The organism is Rhodococcus sp. NPDC059969, assembly GCF_042738325.1.
In the GTDB taxonomy this organism is placed as follows: Bacteria; Actinomycetota; Actinomycetes; order Mycobacteriales; family Mycobacteriaceae; genus Rhodococcus_F.
The window spans coordinates 1,564,583-1,585,142 of the sequence record NZ_JBHWUF010000001.1 but is presented as its reverse complement, the minus strand read 5'-3'; the positions used below and the strand labels follow the sequence as shown (position 1 = coordinate 1,585,142).

The 20,560-nt window shown below is 62.6% G+C and carries 17 protein-coding genes; 11 read left to right on the top strand and 6 right to left on the bottom strand.

Annotated features, from left to right (window positions below; translation table 11 throughout):
- The first annotated feature begins 209 nt into the window (after positions 1 to 209).
- The 11 genes from ACFWAD_RS07410 to hutG all read left to right on the top strand — a co-directional run bounded on the left by ACFWAD_RS07410 (position 210) and on the right by hutG (position 13,830).
- Positions 210 to 1,379, top strand: a complete 1,170-nt coding sequence (locus ACFWAD_RS07410; protein WP_378531480.1) for an acyl-CoA dehydrogenase family protein — start codon at positions 210 to 212, stop codon at positions 1,377 to 1,379.
- Positions 1,380 to 1,390: 11 nt separating this feature from the next.
- The gene (locus tag ACFWAD_RS07405) at positions 1,391 to 2,533 is read left to right on the top strand and encodes a CaiB/BaiF CoA transferase family protein (protein ID WP_378531478.1); all 1,143 of its coding nucleotides are present in this window, start codon (positions 1,391 to 1,393) and stop codon (positions 2,531 to 2,533) included.
- 37 nt (positions 2,534 to 2,570) lie between these two features.
- A complete protein-coding gene (locus ACFWAD_RS07400) occupies positions 2,571 to 3,233 on the top strand; it encodes an IclR family transcriptional regulator (RefSeq protein WP_317552053.1) in 663 nt (220 codons plus the stop codon).
- A gap of 91 nt (positions 3,234 to 3,324) precedes the next feature.
- On the top strand, positions 3,325 to 4,116 hold the full coding sequence (locus ACFWAD_RS07395) for an IclR family transcriptional regulator (RefSeq protein WP_378531476.1): 792 nt from the start codon (positions 3,325 to 3,327) through the stop codon (positions 4,114 to 4,116).
- Between the two features lie 110 nt (positions 4,117 to 4,226).
- The gene (hutH, locus tag ACFWAD_RS07390) at positions 4,227 to 5,795 is read left to right on the top strand and encodes a histidine ammonia-lyase (RefSeq protein WP_378542491.1); all 1,569 of its coding nucleotides are present in this window, start codon (positions 4,227 to 4,229) and stop codon (positions 5,793 to 5,795) included.
- Complete coding sequence (locus ACFWAD_RS07385) at positions 5,792 to 6,865, top strand: histidinol-phosphate transaminase (RefSeq protein WP_378531472.1); 1,074 nt, start codon at positions 5,792 to 5,794, stop codon at positions 6,863 to 6,865. Before hutH ends, ACFWAD_RS07385 begins: the two co-directional genes overlap by 4 nt.
- Positions 6,866 to 6,881: 16 nt before the next feature.
- On the top strand, positions 6,882 to 8,246 hold the full coding sequence (locus ACFWAD_RS07380) for an FAD-binding oxidoreductase (RefSeq protein ID WP_378531470.1): 1,365 nt from the start codon (positions 6,882 to 6,884) through the stop codon (positions 8,244 to 8,246).
- A gap of 202 nt (positions 8,247 to 8,448) precedes the next feature.
- Positions 8,449 to 9,885, top strand: a complete 1,437-nt coding sequence (locus tag ACFWAD_RS07375; RefSeq protein ID WP_378446819.1) for a purine-cytosine permease family protein — start codon at positions 8,449 to 8,451, stop codon at positions 9,883 to 9,885.
- 51 nt (positions 9,886 to 9,936) lie between these two features.
- Entirely contained in the window at positions 9,937 to 11,610 is a 1,674-nt protein-coding gene (gene hutU, locus ACFWAD_RS07370; RefSeq protein ID WP_317552059.1) for a urocanate hydratase, read from the top strand.
- 37 nt (positions 11,611 to 11,647) lie between these two features.
- The gene (gene hutI / locus ACFWAD_RS07365; RefSeq protein ID WP_378531468.1) at positions 11,648 to 12,838 is read left to right on the top strand and encodes an imidazolonepropionase; all 1,191 of its coding nucleotides are present in this window, start codon (positions 11,648 to 11,650) and stop codon (positions 12,836 to 12,838) included.
- Positions 12,839 to 12,861: 23 nt separating this feature from the next.
- A complete protein-coding gene (gene hutG, locus ACFWAD_RS07360) occupies positions 12,862 to 13,830 on the top strand; it encodes a formimidoylglutamase (protein WP_378531466.1) in 969 nt (322 codons plus the stop codon).
- A 778-nt stretch (positions 13,831 to 14,608) separates the two neighbouring features.
- On the opposite strand, the gene ACFWAD_RS07355 is transcribed toward hutG, so the two are convergent.
- From ACFWAD_RS07355 to ACFWAD_RS07330, 6 genes are all read right to left on the bottom strand, one after another.
- A complete protein-coding gene (locus tag ACFWAD_RS07355; RefSeq protein WP_378542489.1) occupies positions 14,609 to 15,517 on the bottom strand; it encodes an ABC transporter substrate-binding protein in 909 nt (302 codons plus the stop codon).
- An 11-nt stretch (positions 15,518 to 15,528) separates the two neighbouring features.
- A complete protein-coding gene (locus ACFWAD_RS07350; protein ID WP_378542930.1) occupies positions 15,529 to 16,269 on the bottom strand; it encodes an ABC transporter permease in 741 nt (246 codons plus the stop codon).
- On the bottom strand, positions 16,266 to 16,916 hold the full coding sequence (locus ACFWAD_RS07345) for an ABC transporter permease (protein ID WP_378446824.1): 651 nt from the start codon (positions 16,914 to 16,916) through the stop codon (positions 16,266 to 16,268). The genes ACFWAD_RS07350 and ACFWAD_RS07345 overlap by 4 nt, the downstream gene beginning before the upstream one ends.
- A complete protein-coding gene (locus ACFWAD_RS07340) occupies positions 16,913 to 18,028 on the bottom strand; it encodes an ABC transporter ATP-binding protein (protein ID WP_378531460.1) in 1,116 nt (371 codons plus the stop codon). The genes ACFWAD_RS07345 and ACFWAD_RS07340 overlap by 4 nt, the downstream gene beginning before the upstream one ends.
- A gap of 99 nt (positions 18,029 to 18,127) precedes the next feature.
- Positions 18,128 to 19,600: an aromatic amino acid ammonia-lyase gene (locus tag ACFWAD_RS07335; protein WP_378542487.1), complete on the bottom strand. Its 1,473-nt coding sequence runs from the start codon at positions 19,598 to 19,600 to the stop codon at positions 18,128 to 18,130.
- Between the two features lie 195 nt (positions 19,601 to 19,795).
- The gene (locus ACFWAD_RS07330; RefSeq protein WP_378542485.1) at positions 19,796 to 20,470 is read right to left on the bottom strand and encodes a TetR/AcrR family transcriptional regulator; all 675 of its coding nucleotides are present in this window, start codon (positions 20,468 to 20,470) and stop codon (positions 19,796 to 19,798) included.
- Positions 20,471 to 20,560: the final 90 nt, after the last annotated feature.

Genomic DNA, 20,560 nt, shown 5'->3' with positions numbered 1-20,560 from the left:
CGCTGCTTCCGACTGGTAGTGGGTTCCATCCGCGATCATCTTGTCTATACAGGCTTAGACAAGTTGATCATTGCAGAACGTGAGCCGCGACACAACAGCTTCACCCCTGGACAAATTCGCCACCCTCGGCCATAGTCAGTCATGCCAACTAGTGGCAATTAGCTTTCATTAGATGAAATTCGTAAACGCCTCGCTTCGAAGGAGCCCCCGTGACCACCCAGACCGCGCACGACATCGACAGCGTTGACCTCGCAGAGTTCCGCAGTACCGTCCGAGCCTTCGCCAACGCCGAGATCCACCCAGGAGCAGCCGCACGCGACGAGTCCAAAGAGTTCCCGGCACAACTGGTCAAGCGCCTCGGGCAGCAGGACCTCATGGGCATTTCCGTTCCGGAGGAATTCGGCGGACTGGGTCTGTCGACACGAACCCAACTGGTCGCCATCGAAGAAGTTGCACGCACCGATGCCGCGCTGGCATCGATCTACACCGCCCACTACCTGGGCCTCGAGCCGATCCTCGTCGGCGGGTCCGAAGAACAGAAGCTGCGCTGGTTGCCCCGGCTCGCCTCGGGCGAACTGCTGGCAGGCTTCGCACTCACAGAACCCGATGCCGGCTCCGACATCGCCTCGATGCGTACCGTCGCCCGACGCGAGGACGACGGCTGGCATCTCTCCGGATCCAAGACGTACATCTCCAACGCCAAGGAAGCCGACCTGGTCGTGCTCTTCGCCAAGACGGACCCGAGCGCAGGATTCCGAGGCATCACCGCCTTCGTCGTCCCCAAGGGAACTCCCGGAATCAGCTACTCGGAGCCGCAGGACAAGATGGGAATTCGTTCGGCTCCGACGTACACCGTCTACCTCGACGACGTCGTTCTGCCGCTCGACTCCGTGATCGGTACCGAAGGTCGCGGCGGCAACATCGCCTTGACCGCCCTGAACCGCGCGCGCATCGACGTGGCGGCAATGGCAAACGGCATCGCTTTGCGCGCTTGGGAATTGGGACGCGAGTACGCAACGGAGCGAAAGCAGTTCGGCACGCCGATCTTCGACTTCCAGGCAATCCAGCTACTTCTCGGTGGCTGCGACGCGCAACTTGTCGCATCACGCGTCACCGCCGACTGGGCCGCCGACGTCAAGGACGCCGGCCAGGACATCCGCCGCGCCGCATCGATTTCGAAGTACGTCGCCACCGAAGCCTGCTTCTCGATCGTCGATCAAACCGTGCAGATCCACGGTGGCGCAGGTTTCATGCGCGAATCGGAAATCGAACGCCTGTACCGCGATTGCCGCATTCTCCGCATCTTCGAGGGCACCTCGCAGATTCAATTGCTCACCATTGCCGGCAATGCTCCGTCGCCGCGTTCCACCGAATTCTGAAAGGCGCGGACATGACTGCACTTCCCCCACTCGACGGCATCCGGGTCATCGACCTCTCACGTGTCCTCGCCGGGCCTTACTGCACCGCACTGCTTTCCGATGCCGGCGCAGACGTCGTCAAGATCGAATCCGAACACGGTGAAGACTCTCGGCACCTCGGCCCGTTCCGCGACGGCGAGAGCATCTACTTCAACGTGCTCAATCGCGGCAAGCGTTCGGTGGCGCTGAACCTCAAGAACGACGAGGACCGTGAGGCGCTGCTGACGCTCATCGAGACCGCGGACGTCGTCGTCGAAAACTTTCGCCCGGGTGTCACCAAGCGCCTGGGAATCGACTACGAGGCTGCGCGGGCTCGCAATCCGCGGATCGTGTACGCGTCCATCTCCGGTTTCGGACAGGACGGACCGATGTCCGGAGCCGCCGCCTACGATCTTGTAGTCCAAGCTCTTTCGGGAATCATGAGCATCACCGGTTCGGAAGAATCCGGGCCGACCCGGTTGGGTGAGTCGTTCGGAGACCTGGTCGCCGGGCTGTTCGCTGCCTGGGGAATCAGCACCGCCCTGTTGAGCGCACAGGCAACCGGACTCGGGCAGCACCTGGACGTCGCGATGTTCGACAGCATGCTCGCCATGCTGCCGACAGCGCACAGCCAGCTGCAGTCCACCGGGCTCACTCCCCCACGCGTCGGCAACCGACATCCGGTCTCCACACCCTTCGACACCTACAAGGCCGACGACGGACTCTTTGTCCTCGCGGTTGCGAGCCAATCGGGCTTCGAGAAATTGGCGCAGACGATGAATCGCGTCGACTTGATCGCAGATCCTCGTTTTGCCGACGACACCGCCAGGACCGAGAACGAGCCGGCGTTGCGTAAGGAGATCGAAAACTGGGCTGCCGGAAAGACCGTCGCCGACGTGGTTGGCATTCTCGGCGACGCGGGCCTCGCCGGCTCGGAGATCTGGGACGTCCAGCAGGCACTCACCTCCGCGCAGGCCGAGTATCGGGGGGTCGTCGAATCGTTCGAGCACCCGGTAGCAGGAAAGATCTCCTACGTACGACAACCCGTCGTGTTCGGTGAAAGCCGACGCCCTAGGGTTCGCCGCAGCCCCCTGCTGGACGAGCACCACGGTGAGGTGCTGCCGAGCTCGCGATAGATTCAGCGCAGACATCCCTCGGCACTTGGAGTAGGACATGGCCCCCGGCGACGTGACCCGCAGCGCGAATCGCACGTTCGAACTTCTCGGTGCGATCGTCGAGCACGGCGGGTTGACTCTCGGCGACGCCGCCAAGGCGACCGATCTGGCAACCAGTACCGCGCTTCGCCTGATCAGAAGCCTCGAACAAACCGAGTTCGTAGTCCGGGGCGAGGACAACGTCTATCGCGTCGGCCCGCGGCTACTGCAGATCGGGGCTCGCGCTCTCGGTGACAATCAACTGTTGCCGAGAGCCCGGCCCGCGATGAAGGCCATCGCCGAAACCACGAGGGAATCGACCTACCTGTCGACGATGGGACCGAAAGATACTGCGCTGTACCTCGATCAGATCGAGGGCACACACGCGATCCGTCACATGGGTTGGGTTGGCCAGAGCGTTCCCCTGGACGGCACCGCCGTCGGCGCAGCGTTGAGCGGCAAGGTAGGCGAGAGCGGGTACGCCATCGCCCACGACACCATCGAGGATCACTCGACCGGAGTTGCCGCGCCGATCTACAACGCGGTCGGTCAGATAGCCGGAGCGCTCAGCGTGGTCGGCCCCACCTTCCGTCTGACGGACGAGGTCTGCGCCAGCCACGGCCGCGTCTTGGTGGAGCACTGCGCCCGGTTGTCCGCTGAACTAGGCAGCCAGACTCACTAACCGCCCCGAACACTTGGCGATCCAGTCTCGTATCCGAGACAATGTGATTCCCCCGCTCCGCCTTCCGACCTACCTGTAAGGACATACCCCCATGAGCACGAGCCGCGTGAAATCCGCTGAGCGTGTTCTCGACGTGCTCGATCTCCTGGCTCGCCGGGGTGTGCCGCTGGCGACCGCGGAAATCTCCAGCGCCCTCGACCTGCCCAAGAGCACGACGCATCATCTTCTCAACGTCATGCGAGATCGACGGTTCGTCTCGTACTGGGCTGATCAACGCGCCTGGACCCTGGGTGTCTCGGCGTTCGAAGTCGGTGCGTCGTACATGCGCTCCGGCCCACTGCACCGCGAGGGCCAACGATTCATGCTGGCCCTTACTCAGTCGACGGATGAGACGTCCCATCTGGCGGTACTTCAAGGTTCCGATGTCATCTACCTCGACAAACGTGAACCGCTCAAGCCGGGCGTGCGGTTGGTGACCGAAATCGGGACCCGCCTTCCGGCTCACCTCACTGCAGTCGGGCGGGCGATTCTGAGCCGTCTGGATGCAGAACAGATCAGCGCTCTCTACGAGGGATACACCTGGCCGACGCGGACCGGAACGGGACCGTCGACGCTTCCCGAACTGCGAGAACTGCTCGCCGCAGCACGCGGGAGCGGGTATGCGGTCGAAGAGAATGCGACGACATCCGGGATCAATTGCATCGCCAGTCCTGTGATCACGCGGGACGGCCGTCCGGTCGCAGCTCTCGGCGTCACCTTCCTCTCCGGATCCAAATCCGCCGCGGAGAGTGCACTGATCGCCGACCGAGTACGCACGGTCAGCGCCGAGTTCTCCGCCGACCTCGGCGATCGAATGGTGGAGACTCCGCCCGCCGACATGTAGCAAATTTCTCCGTTCCGGCCTTCTCGGGTCTTGTTTTCGTCTCATATTCAAGACTAGAGTCTCGTATACAAGACTTTATTAGACAGCCATCGCATCATCATTGGAGTCCCATGAACGCCACCCCTGCCACCCGGACAGCCACCCGAACCATCGAGGTCGGAATCGGCGCTGTCACCATCGCCGACGTCGTCGATGTCGCGCGCAACGGTCACGGCGTCGCATTGACCGCGGACTCACTGGCCGCGATCGCCGAAAGTCGCGCACGCATCGAGGCCCTGGCTGCAGACCCCACGCCGGTCTACGGAGTTTCCACGGGATTCGGCGCACTTGCCACCCGCCACATCCCAGCGCATCTGCGGACGCAGTTGCAGCGCAGCCTGATCCGCTCACACGCGGCAGGTTCGGGCCCGGAAGTCGAACGCGAAGTGATTCGGGCCTTGATGCTCCTGCGTCTGTCGACGCTCGCCACCGGACGGACCGGAGTGCGCCCCGTGGTCGCGCAGGCCTACGCCGACCTACTCACTGCAGGCATCACCCCGGTGGTCCACGAATACGGCAGCCTCGGATGCTCGGGAGATCTGGCGCCACTGGCGCACGTGGCGATGGCGATCATCGGAGAAGGTTCCGTCCGCACCGCGGACGGTGAACTCACCGATGCGGCAACGGCATTGGCTGCCCATGGCCTCGAACCGGTGGTTCTGGCCGAGAAGGAAGGCCTCGCACTGATCAACGGCACCGACGGGATGCTCGGCCAACTGGCCCTCGCGATCACCGATCTCGATCATCTGCTCAAGTTGGCCGACATCGCGGCCGCGATGAGCGTCGAGGGTCTGCTCGGCACCGATCAGGTATTCGCCGCCGATCTTCAGGCTCTTCGTCCCCACCCCGGGCAGGGTGCGGCGGCCTCGAACATGGTGCGCTTGCTTGCCGACTCCCCGATCGTCGCCAGCCACGCGGGCCCTGACTGCACCCGAGTTCAGGATGCGTATTCACTTCGCTGTGCCCCGCAGGTCGCCGGCGGCGCACGCGACACCGTCGATCACGCCCGCCTCGTCGCCGGACGCGAATTGGCCAGTGCTGTCGACAATCCCGTCGTCACCCTCGACGGAAGGGTTCGTTCGAACGGCAACTTCCACGGAGCTCCCGTGGCTTACGTCTTGGACTTCCTCGCCATCGTGACCGCGGACGTCGCCGGTATCAGCGAACGCCGCACCGACCGATTCCTCGACGTAGCACGCAATCACGGCCTGACCCCCTTCCTCGCCGACGATCCTGGAGTCGACAGCGGACTGATGATCGCGCAGTACACGCAAGCTGCCATCGTGTCCGAACTCAAGCGACTCGCGAGCCCCGCCAGTGTCGATTCGATTCCCTCCTCGGCCATGCAGGAAGATCACGTCTCCATGGGATGGTCGGGTGCACGCAAGCTCCGCCGGTCCATCGACGGTCTCACCCGAGTACTTGCGATCGAGATACTCACTGCAGCAAGAGGAATCGACTTGCGCTCCCCACTCGAGCCCTCCCCCGCCACCGGAGCAGTACTCCGAACCCTGCGCGAGAAGGTGCAGGGTCCGGGTACCGATCGCTTCCTGTCGCCCGAGATCGAGGCGGCAGTGGACTTGGCCGCGTCCGGCGCAATAGTCGCCGCCGCGGAGAACGCGATCGGTGCCCTGGCATGACCGCGCCCAGAGCGCTGAGGCCTCGTCCTCGACCCGAAATCGAAGCACTTCCGCGATACTCCAAAGCAGCCGGCCTCGAGCAGGTTCGGTGGCGGGCGTCGAGCAACGAGTCTACGGTTGCACCCTCGGCCGCAATTCTCGACGCCGTGAATCTCGCGGCGTCACAATCACACTTGTACCCGTCGTTGTTCGGCGACACGCTGATCGCCCGGTTGAGCGATCGCCTGGGCGTCGGCGACGACCAGGTATTGGTCGGCGCCGGGTCGTTGGCACTGCTCCAGCAGGTATTGACTGCGTACACGGGTCCGGGCACCGAGGTCGTCTACCCGTGGCGCAGCTACGAGGCGTACCCGATACTGATCGGAATCGCCGGGGCGAGCGGTGTACCCGTCGCACTCGATTCCGAACATCGGCACGATCTGAGTGCAATGGCGGCAGCCGTGACCTCGCAGACCCGCGCGGTACTCGTCTGCAACCCCAATAATCCGACCGGTAGCGAGTTCTCGACCGCCGAGTTCGTTGCGTTCGCCCGCGCAATCCCGAGCGATGTCCTCATCCTCCTGGACGAGGCCTACCGGGAGTTCGCGACCAGCGACGTCGACGGCGTCGACCTGCTTCGAACCTTTCCCAACATCGTCGTCTTCCGAACCTTCTCCAAGGCTTACGGATTGGCCGGACTCCGTGCCGGCTATGCCGTCACCAAATCGGCGATCGCAGCCGATCTTCGCAGCGCTGCACCGCCCTTCGGACTCAGCGCAGTTGCCGAGGCCGCGGCCTGCGCGGCCTTGACCGATCCGGCGCACACCGATTCGATAGTCGAAACGGTGACTGCGGGTCGCGCTCACCTACGTGAGCAATTGACTCTGCGCGGCGTCGAGACCGTCCCGAGCGGCGCCAACTTCGTGTGGATCCCCCTCGGCGAGAGAGCGTCTGCACTCGAAGCGGCCTGCGTCGCGCAAGGTGTCTCGGTCCGGATGTTCCCCGGCGAGGGAGTGCGGGTCACCGTCGGCGAGCGGGCAGCAGAAGACGCCGTGATCGCCGCTGTGGACACACTCGCACACACCCTTTGACCGACTGGAGAAAAGAATGTCCGTCCACGAACTCGCTCGGTCGATCGGTTCGAGTCGCCTGATCACCGACCCGTCGGTAATGGACTCGTACCGTCGCGACGAGGCCCATCTCGCCGAACCCGGCCAGCCGGCGGCCGTCATGCTCGCCGAAACTGCGGCCGACATCTCCGAGGCTCTGAAATGGGCTACTGCTCAACGGGTCCCGGTGGTAACCCGCGGCGCGGGAACCGGTTTGGCGGGCGGTTCGACAGCCGTCGAGGGCTGTCTGGTCATCTCGACCACTCGCATGCGCTCGATTCTCGAGATCAATCCGGACGATCAGCTCGCGGTCGTGGAAGCCGGGGTGATCAACGCCGACATCAGTCGAGCGGTAGACGAGTACGGGCTGATGTACGCCCCCGATCCGAGCAGTTTCGAGATCTCCACGATCGGTGGAAACATCGCCACCAACGCCGGCGGACTTCGATGTGTGAAGTACGGCGTCACCCGCGATTCTGTCTTGGGTCTCGAGGTGGTGTTAGCCGACGGTCGGATCGTACGGACGGGCCGAAGGACTGTCAAAGGTGTTGCGGGATACGACTTGACCAGTCTTCTCGTCGGCTCGGAAGGAACTCTCGGAGTCGTCACGAGCGCCACCCTCAAGTTGCAGCCCAAGCCCAAGAGAGCACCGGTCACCGTCGTCGGCAGTTTCGATTCTCTCCGCTCCGCAGCGGACGCCGTTGCCGCTGTCGTTCGTGACGGGATCGGGCCGAGTCTGCTGGAGCTGATCGATCGCGCGACTCTGCGCGCAGTCGACGACTGGAAACGAATCGGATTGGAAGACAACACTGCCGCGATGCTGATCGCACAGGCCGACGGGGTCGACGCCGACGCAGCAGCGGCAGCGATGGAGAACCACTTCGAGCAGGCCGGCGCAGATTTTGTCGCCGTCTCCCAGGACGCAGCGGAAGCCGCGCAGCTACTCGAGATCCGCCGGCTCGCCTACCCCGCGTCCGAACGACTCGGGCAATGCCTCGTGGAAGACGTCGGGGTTCCGCGGTCGAAACTGCCCGACATGCTCGAAAGTATCGACCGGGCGGCGGCCGAGCACTCGGTGAAGATCATGACGGTCGCGCACGCCGGTGACGGCAACGTCCATCCGACCTTCGTCTTCGACCGCACTGCCGACGGCTCGGTCCCCGACGCCGTGTGGACCGCCGCGGACGAGGTCTTCCGGCGCGCTCTCGAACTCGGCGGAACCCTGACGGGCGAGCACGGCGTCGGCGTTCTGAAGCGCCGGTGGCTCTCTCTCGAGATCGGCGAGGACAGCATGCAACTGCACCGATCGATCAAGGCCGCGTTCGATCCGCTCGGAATCCTCAACCCGGGTAAGGGTTTCTGATTCCCGAGTGGTGTTACACAGCATTTACGTGAAAACGGGCCGCGGGTATTGACGCCTGTATATACAGGCATATACATTTATCCGCAGTGACAGTGACCCAGCGCACAGAGCGCCGAGCAACAGGCACAAAGCACGAAGAAGGTGGGCAATACCCCGACGTCGATTCCGTCGCTCGACGGGCTCGCAGCAGAAAGACAGGCCTATGACTCACGATGGACCGGCCGAGGTCATCCTCACTCCGGAACGACGCACTATCGACGTCGTCCCGGATGCAGAACGACACGGCACCCCGCGCAGCCAGTTCACTCTCTGGTTCGGCGCCAACATGCAGATCACTGCAATAGTCGACGGTGCCCTCGCCGTCGTATTCGGCGCCGACGCCATCTGGGCGATCGTCGGACTTCTGATCGGCAATATCTTCGGTGGCGCTGTCATGGCGCTGCACTCGGCACAGGGTCCACGCATGGGCCTCCCCCAGATGATCTCGAGTCGCGCACAGTTCGGTGTCAAGGGAGCCGTCGTCCCGCTCGTTCTCGTCATTTTGATGTACCTCGGCTTCGCTGCCACGGGCACCGTGTTGGCCGGACAAGCCGTCAACAAGATCCTGCACATCGACAGCCCCACCGTCGGCATCGTCGTCTTCGGTCTCCTCACCGCATTCGTCGCGGTCACCGGCTACAAGCTCATCCACATCGTCGGCAAGGTCGCGACCGTCGTCGGCATCGTCGGATTCTCCTACCTGGCCGTTCGACTGTTCCTCGAGTACGACGTCGCCTCGTACGTCGGCATCAAGGGCTTCGACATCGTCACCTTCCTGCTCGCGATCTCGTTGGGTGCCGGTTGGCAGCTCACCTTCGGCCCGTACGTCGCCGATTACTCGCGTTACCTGCCGCGCAGCACCTCCGAGAGCACTACCTTCTGGTCGACGTTCCTCGGCAGCGTCATCGGATCGCAGTGGTCCATGACCTTCGGCGTCCTCGTCGCGGCCTGCGCCGGCGATGCGTTCCTGGGTAACCAGGTCGGCTTCATGGGAGACCTGGCAGGGCCGGCCGCCATCGCCTTCCTGATCTACTTCGTCATCCTGGTCGGCAAGCTGACGGTGAACGTGCTCAACGCCTACGGCGGATTCATGTCGATTCTGACCACCGTCACAGCCTTCAACGGACAGTCACGAATCTCGAGCACCGCGCGCACCCTCTACATCCTCGGTTTCACCGCGATCTCGGTACTGATCGCGATCGCCGCCAGCGCCGACTTCCTGGACAACTTCAAGAACTTCGTCCTGGTGCTGCTCATGGTGTTCACGCCGTGGAGTGCGATCAACCTGATCGACTACTACCTGATCTCCAAGGAGCGCATCGACATTCCGGCGCTGTACGACGTCAACGGTCGATACGGCGCATGGAACTTCACCGCGCTGGCCTGCTACGCCGCCGGCGTTCTCGCCCAGATCCCGTTCCTCGCACAGAAGCTGTACACCGGCCCCGTCACGGACATGCTCGGCGGCGCCGACATCTCCTGGATCGTCGGAATCGTATTCACCGGCCTGATCTACTACCCACTCGCCAAGCGCACGAGCAATCCGCCTGCGTCGATGATCTACCCCGATCACACCGCGATGACCGACTCTCGCGTCTGATCCCCCACCACTTTTCGAACAGCTCGAACTTCAGCAAGCTAGGAGAACACAATGGAAATCAGCACCCCCGGCCACGAGCCGCGCCCCGTCCGTGCTCCCCGCGGCCCCGAGCTCACGACGCTCGGTTGGCAGCAAGAGGGCGCCCTGCGCATGCTCATGAACAACCTCGACCCCGATGTTGCCGAGCACCCGGACAGCCTCGTCGTCTACGGCGGAACCGGTCGCGCAGCACGTAGTTGGGCTGCCTTCGACGCCATGGTCGCCACGCTGAAGACGCTGAAGAACGACGAGACCATGCTGGTGCAGTCCGGCAAGCCGGTCGGTGTTTTCCGCACCAACGAGTGGGCACCGCGAGTGCTGATCGCCAACTCCAACCTGGTCGGCGACTGGGCGAACTGGGAAGAGTTCCGCCGTCTCGAAGACCTCGGCCTGACCATGTACGGCCAGATGACCGCAGGCTCTTGGATTTACATCGGCACCCAGGGAATCCTGCAGGGTACGTACGAGACCTTCGGCGCCATCGCGAAGAAGCGCTACAACGGATCGCTCGCCGGAACGATCACCCTCACTGCGGGTCTCGGCGGCATGGGCGGCGCTCAGCCTCTCGCCGTCACGATGAACGACGGCGTCGCGATCTGCGTCGACTGCGACATCACCCGCATCGACCGTCGTATCGCCCACAAGTATCTCGACACCAAGGCCGACAGCATCGAGCACGCGCTCGAATTGGCGACCGCGGCACGCGATGCGAAGAAGCCACTCTCCATCGGCCTCGAAGGCAATGCGGCAGAGATCTTCCCGGCGCTGCTGGAGATGAAGGCCCCCATCGACATCGTGACCGACCAGACCTCGGCGCACGATCCCCTCGCCTACCTGCCGATCGGCATCGACTTCTCCGACATGAAGACCATGTCGGAGAAGGATCCGCAGAAGTTCACCGAAGATTCCCGCAACGCGATGGCCGCACACGTCAAGGCCATGGTCGGATTCATGGATGCGGGCGCCGAGGTGTTCGACTACGGCAACTCCATCCGCGACGAGGCTCGCAAGGCCGGCTACGACCGCGCTTTCGACTTCCCCGGATTCGTTCCCGCCTACATCCGCCCGCTCTTCGAAGAAGGCCTCGGCCCCTTCCGCTGGGCAGCACTCTCCGGTGATCCCAAGGACATCGAGGCCACCGACAAGGCCATCCTCGAACTCTTCCCCGAGAACGAGCACCTGCGCCGCTGGATCACCATGGCAGGCGAAAAGGTTGCCTTCGAGGGCCTTCCGGCTCGCATCTGCTGGCTCGGATACGGTGAGCGTCACCTCGCCGGTCTCAAGTTCAACGAGATGGTCGCCTCGGGCGAGCTGTCCGCACCGATCGCCATCGGCCGTGATCACCTCGACTCCGGATCGGTCGCCTCGCCGTACCGCGAAACCGAATCGATGATCGACGGGTCCGACGCGATCGCCGACTGGCCGCTGCTCAACGCCCTGGTCAACACCGCATCCGGCGCTTCATGGGTTTCACTTCACCAGGGTGGCGGCGTCGGTATGGGACGCTCCATCCATGCAGGACAGGTGTGCATCGCCGACGGCACCGAACTCGCAGCCAAGAAGCTCGAAGCAGTTCTCACCAACGACCCCGGTATGGGCGTCATCCGGCATGCCGATGCAGGATACGACCACGCCATCGACACCGCAGCCACCCGCGGCGTCCGTATCCCGATGACCGAGAACTGAACCAGCTCCACCACCTCACCCTGAGTTAGGAATTACATTGACCACGAATGGTTCTCGAACCACAGTTCTGACCAACATCGGAACCCTCGTCACCAATGACCCGACTCTGGGTGAGGGCAAGCTCGGTGTACGACACGACGCGGCAATCGTCTTCGACGACGGCGTTGTTGCTTGGGTCGGCGATTCCGCCGACGCCCCGGCTGCCGATATCGGTCAGGATATCGGCGGCCGGGCACTCCTGCCCGGCTTCGTGGAGAGCCACTCGCACTTGGTGTTCGGTGGCGAGAGGGCCGAGGAATTCGCAGCTCGGATGGCGGGCGAAAAGTACGCTGCCGGTGGCATCCGCAACACCATCGAAGCGACACGCTCGGCCACCGACGAACAATTACAGGCCAATGTTCGACGCCTACTCGACGAATCCCTGCGCTCGGGCAGCACAACCGTCGAATGCAAGACCGGGTACGGGCAGAACACCGAGAGCGAACTACGCAGCGCGATGATCGCCGGGCAGTTCACCGACGAGGTCACACTGCTGGCGGCCCACGTTCCACCACCCGAATATGCCGGCCGCGCCGATGATTACGTTGCCATGGCGTGCGACGAGATGATCCCTGCCTGTGCGCCACACGCGAAATGGATCGACGTCTTCTGCGAGCGCGGTGCGTTCAATCGCGAACAGGCACACGCAGTTCTGAGCGCAGGCGTCGCCGCCGGACTGGTCCCCCGCGTCCACGGAAACCAACTCGGCGAAGGACCAGGAGTCCAGCTCGCCGTCGAAATGGGTGCCGCATCCGTCGATCACGTCACGTACGTCACCGCCGAGGACATCGACGCCCTGGCTCAGAGCTCCACCGTCGCAACACTGTTGCCAGGTGCCGACTTCTCCACCCGCAACAAGTACCCCGACGCCCGCGCACTGCTGGACGCCGGAGTCACCGTAGCTCTCGGCGCCGACTGCAACCCCGGCACCTGCTACACCACCAGCCTCCCGTTCTGCATCGCAATTGCGGTGCGAGACATGCACATGACGCCCGCTGAAGCAGTCTGGGCCGCCACTGCAGGCGGCGCCCGGGCGTTGCAGCGCTCCGACGTCGGAACCCTTTCTCTCGGAACACGTGCCGACGCCATCGCGCTCGATGCACCGTCGTACCTCCACCTCGCCTACCGCCCGGGCGTGCCACTGGTGCGCGAGGTCTGGAGAAACGGCGCACTCGCCACCAGCTACTGAAATACACTCACCGGGAGGCCGTCGTGGCACATCAGATCGCAGTCGACATCGAACCCACGCCGTGGACAGGGCGCTCCGACGGCACCACCGCCGAGCATTTGCGTTGGCACCATGCCGTGCAACCGTATTCGGTAGACCAGACGCCCGGCGACTGCGTCCTGATCGGTTTCTCCAGCGACGAAGGCGTCCGGCGCAACAAGGGACGGCGCGGTGCTGCTGACGGCCCGGACGCTTTGCGAGCGGGGTTGGCCTCCATGGCGCTGGCCGAACCGCTGCAGATTCAGGACGCCGGAACCGTTGCCGTGTCGGGTGAAGAACTCGAGGCCGGTCAAGCCGCACTCGGGAACGCCGTCAGCGCTGCGCTTGATTCGGGACACTTCCCCGTCGTTCTCGGGGGAGGACACGAAATCGCCTACGGCACGTATCTCGGCGTCGCGGGCTCCGAGTTGCGGATCGCCGGAGCCAAACTCGGAATTCTCAATCTGGACGCGCACTTCGACCTGCGGGGCGACCCGATACCCAGCTCCGGCACACCCTTTCGTCAGATCGCCGAGGACGAAGCCGCGGCAGGCACCTCGCATCAGTACAGCGTGATCGGAATCAGCCAGCCGAGCAACACCACTGCCCTGTTCGACACGGCTCACCGCCTTGGCGTTCGCTATCTGCTCGACGAAGAATGCGGAGCGATCGGCCGAGCCGTCGTGGATCAGTTCCTCGCAGACTTCCTCGACGACGTCGATCTGGTCTACCTGACCATCGACCTCGACGTCCTGCCTGCAGCTGTGGCGCCGGGCGTCAGCGCACCTGCGGCCTACGGAGTCAGCCTCGAAACCATCCAATACGTCTGTGACCGAGTCACGTCCAGTGGCAAGCTCGCGGTTCTCGATGTCGCCGAACTGAACCCGAGCCTCGACGTCGACAATCGCACTGCCCGAACGGCTGCTCGCCTGATCCACCGGATAGTCACGAAGCACGTGCCGGTTCAGCGCTGAACTCGGCGGGCCTCCAGCAGATCTACGGAACCGCCTGAAAACTGGTTCCACGAGTTCTGTCCGAGCACTTCAAACTGAGCCCTTCGACCTCGCTGGCGGTTGCAGTCAAGACACCGCACAGCCAACCGTCGAACTCCGCTGACCAGGTGTTTTCGCCATGGCTGAGCGGCGTGTCATTCAGGTACCTTTGGGCGACATCCATTGACCCCTCACAAGTCATACCGCCTTCCAGATTGTCGATGGAGGCGATGACGCCTGTCTGGGGGGTACGTGATCGTTCCGCACCCCTCGGATGTGGACGCCGTCGGCAATTGTGAAGGCGAAGTCGACGAATTGCCCGAGCAGTACTCGAAGCCGGGGACGCCACCGATCACGGGAGGCCCGACCGTGCCGTCGTGAATCGAAAAGCCGATCAATCCTCCTGGGTCGCCATTACCGACTTGACCCGGATCACCGGCGTGTCATACCAAGCGTGAGCGAACCGAATTTCTCTGAACTTGCTTGACGTTTCGTCTGTGCTGTCGCGACTGTCGGATGAACAGGCACCGAGCGAGAACACCAGACACACGCCGGCCACGACAAACCTGGTTGTAGTGGCTGCGTCGTTCCGAACTCGTCCAACGGGTGTGCGCGGTCGGCTTCTCGGCATGTGGAAATCCTTGGTCTGAACGGGTCCCCGTGAGGCCGAGGCACGCCTGACTTCGCGACGTTACCCCGGCCCGCGTCCTATCGATATCGTCTGTTTCGACCGACGACGAGAACAACACCGGGCCTTCGATCATGGCACCAGGGAGTTCTCCTGCAACCAGTCCTGAGCGATGTCACTCATGTCGTCGAGATCAGCGACGCGCTGGTTCATCTCGATGAGGTCCTCGGTGGTCAGCGCCGCCGAAACGCCCGCGAGCACTGAGCGGACGTCATCGCGAGCCTTCAATTCGTTGATGATCGGCGTGATGTTCTCGGCGAGAAAGAGGTGCTTCGTGTCCTCGAGCGCGACCAAGTTCTCCGAGCGCATCGCAGGATCGGTGCTGAAGACATCGGCTACCTGTATCTGCCCGCTCAGAAGCGCGTTGAGCGTCAGGGGCCCACCTGCATCGAGGGCCAGGAACTCCCGGAAAGTCAGGCCGTACTTGGCCTTCAACCCGGCAACGCCGTTTTCACGCGTCTTCCATTCTGGCGGACCGCCGAGAGTCAACTCGTCGGCATGCTGCACCAAATCCTCGATGGTCTCCAGCGAATACTTTTCCGCCGTCTCCTGTTTGACGGCAAGTACGTCCTTGTCCTCTGCGGGCGACGGCTCGAGAGCTACCAGGCCCTTGGGCAATTTCGCATCGATTTCAGCGGACACTTCATCTGACGCCGTCGCCATTGTCTTGCTGTCCAAATATTGCAACAAGGCGCCGGAATACTCGGGAATCAGATCGATGGAACCGTCGCGCAATGCCGGTACGTAGAGTTCTCGACTACCGATGTTCAACTTCTCGGTAACGTCGATACCGTTGGCACGAAGCGCTTCGGCGTAAATGGTCGCAATCAGTTGGCTCTCGGGAAAGTCGGCGGAACCGATCACTATGGCGCCCTCGGCACTACCACCACCATCGGTAGCCAAGGGGTCCTTGCCGATTCCGCAACTGGACAACGCAACAGCTGTCACACCGACCAACGCGGCGATCAATACCTTTTTCATCTCGAATGTCCTCAGATCGGTGCGGGCGCAGGCACAGCAGTGCGCGGTGCTGGGGCGGCGGTCTTCTCTGTCTTCTTCTTCCGATCGCGCCTGGTGATGCCGGGCGAAACGACCCGCGCGGTCAGTGCGCCGATTCCGAGATCGAAGACCAGGGCGATCAGCGATACCAGCACGGCTCCAGCCGCCATCTGGCCGTAGTCGCTCTGGGCCTTTCCGTCGATCAGCAACCGGCCGAGTCCACCCAACGAAATGTACGCGGCGACAGTCGCCGTGGAGACGATCTGAAGAACAGCACTTCTGATGCCGGACAACATGAGTGGCAGGGCGCACGGAATTTCGACCTCGGTCAAGATCCGCATCGACCGAAATCCCATTCCCCGCGCGGCGTCGACCGCAGCCTGATCGACCGCTCGGACGCCGGCATACGTATTGGTGAGGATGGGAGGGATCGCGAGAAGTACCAGGACGATGAGACTGGGAATCAGGTACGCGAGTTTGTTCGGAAAAGAGGGCGCGATGATGAGAACCAGCAGGATCAGCAGACCGATGGTCGGCAGCGCTCGCAGCGAGTTCGCCAGTCCAGCAACCACAACGGATCCCCGTCCGGTGTGTCCGATGTAGAGACCGAGCGGGATCGCGATGACCGCCGCCACCGCCAGCGCAGCGAATGTATACATCAGATGTTGCACGAGAAGGGTGGGGATGCCGTCCGGCCCGGTCCAGTGGGATCCGTCGAGAAGGTAGTTGATCATGATGTAGTCACTTTCGGGGTCCACGGTGTCAGCAACCGATTCGCCAACATGATGAGGAGATCAAGGATCAACGCCAGCACCAGGCACAGAGCGATACCCGCGATGATGGGAGTGTAGAAGCGCAACTGAAATCCCTGAGTGAACAACGAACCAATCTGCGGGATCCCCAGAAGTGCGCCGAGTGAGACAAGACTTACGTTCGAGACGACTGCTACGCGCAAACCCGCGCAGATCACCGGAACTCCAACCGGCAACTGCACTTTCAACAGCGTCTGGTATGGCCGGTAGCCCATCGCCGTTGCCGCCAGAACCGTTTCCGGCGGAACCGAATCGAGCGCATCGGCCACTACCCGTACGAGCAGGGCAACGGTGTACACAGTGAGCGCCACGATGATGTTCATCGGATCGAGAATCTTGGTACCGAGAATCGGAGGCAGGAGGACGAACAGCGCGAGCGAGGGGATCGTGTAGAGCAATCCGGCCGTGCCCACCACGTAGGGATGCAATCGGCGACTGCGATAGGCGACCCAGCCGATCGGCAACGCGACCACCAAGCCGATCACCAAGGGAATCAACGACAGAAGAATGTGCCAACCCACCAGGTCCATGATCCGATCGGACTGGCGTCCGAGCCATTCGAAGTTCATCGGAGTGCTCTCCCTGCGTCGGCCAGGTCGGCGGCCTCGATGGCTTCCACCGCAGCGTGGGCGGTGACGGTTCCCACCAGGTGTCCGGCATCATCGACGACAACGCCACGCTTACTCGGCGCTGACAGCGCCGCATCCAACAGAGCTCGCATCGTGCCTTTGGAATCAGCAAGTGTTCCACTGAGATTCAAGTCGTCCGGGCGAATACGATCCATAAGTGCGTCCGGCTTCACCCACCCGAGCGGCTTGTTCGCGGGGTCCACTACCAAGAGCCACGTATCGCCTGTGAGTGCGCGGGCCGCCGCAGCGGAATCGCCCAAATGTGCGACGGGTTCTGAAACTGTCGGCAGCTCGCCGTCCAAAGTCGTGAATCCCAACGATCGGTACCCACGGTCACGCCCGACGAAATCGGCAACAAATTCGTCGGCGGGTTGAGTGAGCAACTCGAGGGGCGTCGCCGCCTGCGCAAGAATGCCTCCGGTACGCAGAACCACCACTTGATCCCCGAGTTTCAGTGCTTCGTCGATGTCGTGGGTGACGATGATGATCGTTTTTCCGATCTCCTTTTGCAGGCGGAGAAACTCGTCTTGCAGTTGGCCACGGACGACCGGATCCACGGCGCTGAACGGTTCGTCCATCAGCATGAATGACGGATCCGCGGCCAACGCTCGCGCGACACCGACTCGCTGTTGTTGTCCACCGGAGAGCTGCCACGGATAGCGGTCGGCAAAGTTAGTTGTCAGACCAACCGTTTCGAGCAGTTCCATAGCGCGAGTCCGTGATTCCTTCTTGCTCGCCCCGAGCAAGCGGGGCATCGTCGCAATGTTGTCGACGATGGTGCGATGGGGAAAGAGACCGGCGTGCTGGATCACGTACCCGATGCGTCGACGCAGAAGTGCCGGATCCATTCCCGCCGTGGACTCACCGTCGAGCGAAATCGCGCCTGACGTAGGTTCGATCAACCTGTTGATCATGCGAAGTGAGGTTGTCTTGCCGCAGCCGGAAGGACCCACCAACGCGGTGATCTTTCCCGTCGGGCACTCCAGATCGAGAGCATCGACGGCAATCGTTCCGTCTGGATACGCCTTGGTGACTTTGTCGAATTTGATCATCTACGAACTACTTTCGTGTCGACCTGAGTCCGGACGCACCCAGGAGAATTGGTCGAGTTCTGTTCGAGCACACACCTACTTGTGATTCAGTCCACCTGCTTATGGGCCGATCGGCTGAGAAAGAAAGTTCACACCGGCACTCAGATCGGCACTGAGCGAACGATCTTCGGTCCTCGCATCCAGCACCATGCGCGCACGCGCAAGGTACGCGCCGAGCTCGGTCGCCGGATCCAACTCACGTTGCTGTTGCGAAAGTGCGCGAACGGCGGAGATCAGTTCGCACGCCAGCACCAATCGAGATTGGCCGAGGATGTCCGCCAATTGAGTTGCAGCTTGGGATGCGAAACTTGCATGGTCCTCGGTACCGCGCGAAATTACCGTGTGGCCCAACGACCCCGGAGCTGCCGACGAGCGGATCTCGGCGATGGCAGCAGAAGTCGTGTATTCGAGAAGCATGGTGCCGCTGCTGCCGTCCGGACCGTCCGCGAGGAACGCACGAAGGCCGGTGACTGCAGGATCGGAGAGGTTGGCGAGCCGACATTGCGAGAGCAGGGCAGCACTGGCGATCGCCAACTTCGCCTCGTCGACCGCAAGCGCGATCGGCATCGCATGGAAATTCCCATTGTGGAACACCATGTCGTCTTCGACCGACACCAGCGGATTCTCCGAAGACGAATTCATCTCGATACTCAGCGTGTTCTGCAGTCGATGCACCGCTTGCCAGGTGGCACCCAAGATTTGAGGTAGGGCGCGAAACCCGAACGAGTCCTGAACCCTCACGGGTGCGATGTCGTGTGGTGCCAGCAGCTCGCGAACCCTCTCTGCGACTTCCGCTTGACCGAAGTGCATTCTTGCCGATTGCACCTGTGCAGCAAACGGTTCGACAGAACTTCGCGACGCGAGCACGGAAAGGACGCTGACAACCAAGCAGTGCTGAAGCCACCCCGCAACTTCGATGCTGGTGTCGCCGGCGATCGCCACCGTCATCGCGTTGGTGGAGATGAAGGGAAGTGCATCACCGTGGTGTGGAGTCCAACTGACCCCTGTGCGTCCGTCGCGAAGCGGGCTCTCGCCGATCAGCCCCAAGGCAATTTCGGAGAACGCACTCAGGTCACCCGTTCCGATCGCGCCGCGTGCGTGCACTGTCGGCAGGTTCTGTGAAGCAACAGCAGCAACCAAACCGTCGATGATGTCGGGATGCATACCTGAGCCGCCGTTGAGGATCTGGTTGGTGCGGATGACGATCGCGGCGCGCACCAACCGGTCAGGGAGCCTGGGGCCCGATCCCGTTGCGTGACTTCTCAGAAGCCTCAGATCCTGCTGCACACCGTCGGAGACGGATGTTTCGCGATTCCCGCCTACCCCGGTAGTGCGCCCGTACACCGCCTGACGGGAGGAAACCCGAACCGCGGTCTCCCATGACCGCCGAGTGAGCTCGAGCGCGGCTTCGGCAGGTCTGATAAAGGCCGGCTCTCGAGCAATTTCATTCACCCGATGAACCGAGAGCCCCCTCCCGTCGAGCAGGACACTGTTGTCTCCCGTCTGGTCTTCCGCAGGAAGACGTTCAGTCATCAGAACTCCATCGATCGAAGGACTCGGCCACCGCGGGCGTGCATCACATCATCTACGCAATGTGCCTTGGGTCACTTTTGATGAATGTATAGTCCTGTATATACAGCCACCTGTCAATAGGGACACTGCAGCTCATCCGCGTGCACACACCTTGCGTCACCTCAGTAGGAGTGAGCAACTGGACACGAATTGTCGCTATTCGAGGACCGGTGTCGCCGATCCTCGACGCGCCTCCAGCGCATCGAGGATGAGATCGAGGCCATAGGCGAACTCACTCGTGTGGTCATAATCCGGACTCAGACCGTGATCGACGATCATCTCGTGAAGGAAGGGCAACTCTTCAGCCGGAAGGCGCTCGAGGATGTCACTCGCAACTTCTTCGACGCCGCCGGGCCCGCTGATCGGTAGATTCACCTCCTGGAGAACATATCCGCCGATGTAGCTGTCGATCAGCGAGACTCCGTGAGCGGCCATCGGCACCGTGAACCCGGCCTTCCGGAGAACTCCGAGCACAGCGTCGAGGTGACGCAGCGTCGCCGGGCCAGGGTTGCGCCGCGAATCCAGCAGACCGAGAGCCCAACGGTGCTGCGACAGGACTCTGCGAGCGGAAGACGCGCGTCCACGAATTGCATCTCGCCAATCCGCACACTCGCTGTCGGGTAGGTCGATCGCCTCGAACACTGCGTCGACGACGCCGTCCAGAATCGCGTCCTTGTTCGGCACGTGGTGATAGAGCGACATCGCCTCGATGCCCAATTCCTGGGCCACCCGTCGCATCGTGATGGCCTCGACGCCACCCGCGTCGGCAACGCGGATCGCACCCTCGAGCACGCGAGCTCTGTTCAGCGGCTGCCGCTGCTGTCGTGACACACAGACCCCCTCCGAGGAACGAATACGTTGACAACCTTACAGGCGTAAGTCATCCTTACAGCTGTAAGCCTGCCTTACACCCGTAAGGCT

Coding starts and splice junctions, on each gene's coding strand:
- ACFWAD_RS07355 (WP_378542489.1), bottom strand. CDS start 15,517: ATGAAAAAGGTATTGATCGCCGCGTTGGTCGGTGTGACAGCTGTTGCG.
- ACFWAD_RS07395 (WP_378531476.1), top strand. CDS start 3,325: ATGAGCACGAGCCGCGTGAAATCCGCTGAGCGTGTTCTCGACGTGCTC.
- ACFWAD_RS07380 (WP_378531470.1), top strand. CDS start 6,882: ATGTCCGTCCACGAACTCGCTCGGTCGATCGGTTCGAGTCGCCTGATC.
- ACFWAD_RS07375 (WP_378446819.1), top strand. CDS start 8,449: ATGACTCACGATGGACCGGCCGAGGTCATCCTCACTCCGGAACGACGC.
- ACFWAD_RS07335 (WP_378542487.1), bottom strand. CDS start 19,600: ATGACTGAACGTCTTCCTGCGGAAGACCAGACGGGAGACAACAGTGTC.
- ACFWAD_RS07385 (WP_378531472.1), top strand. CDS start 5,792: ATGACCGCGCCCAGAGCGCTGAGGCCTCGTCCTCGACCCGAAATCGAA.
- ACFWAD_RS07350 (WP_378542930.1), bottom strand. CDS start 16,269: ATGATCAACTACCTTCTCGACGGATCCCACTGGACCGGGCCGGACGGC.
- ACFWAD_RS07400 (WP_317552053.1), top strand. CDS start 2,571: ATGGCCCCCGGCGACGTGACCCGCAGCGCGAATCGCACGTTCGAACTT.
- hutH (WP_378542491.1), top strand. CDS start 4,227: ATGAACGCCACCCCTGCCACCCGGACAGCCACCCGAACCATCGAGGTC.
- ACFWAD_RS07340 (WP_378531460.1), bottom strand. CDS start 18,028: ATGATCAAATTCGACAAAGTCACCAAGGCGTATCCAGACGGAACGATT.
- ACFWAD_RS07345 (WP_378446824.1), bottom strand. CDS start 16,916: ATGAACTTCGAATGGCTCGGACGCCAGTCCGATCGGATCATGGACCTG.
- ACFWAD_RS07405 (WP_378531478.1), top strand. CDS start 1,391: ATGACTGCACTTCCCCCACTCGACGGCATCCGGGTCATCGACCTCTCA.
- hutU (WP_317552059.1), top strand. CDS start 9,937: ATGGAAATCAGCACCCCCGGCCACGAGCCGCGCCCCGTCCGTGCTCCC.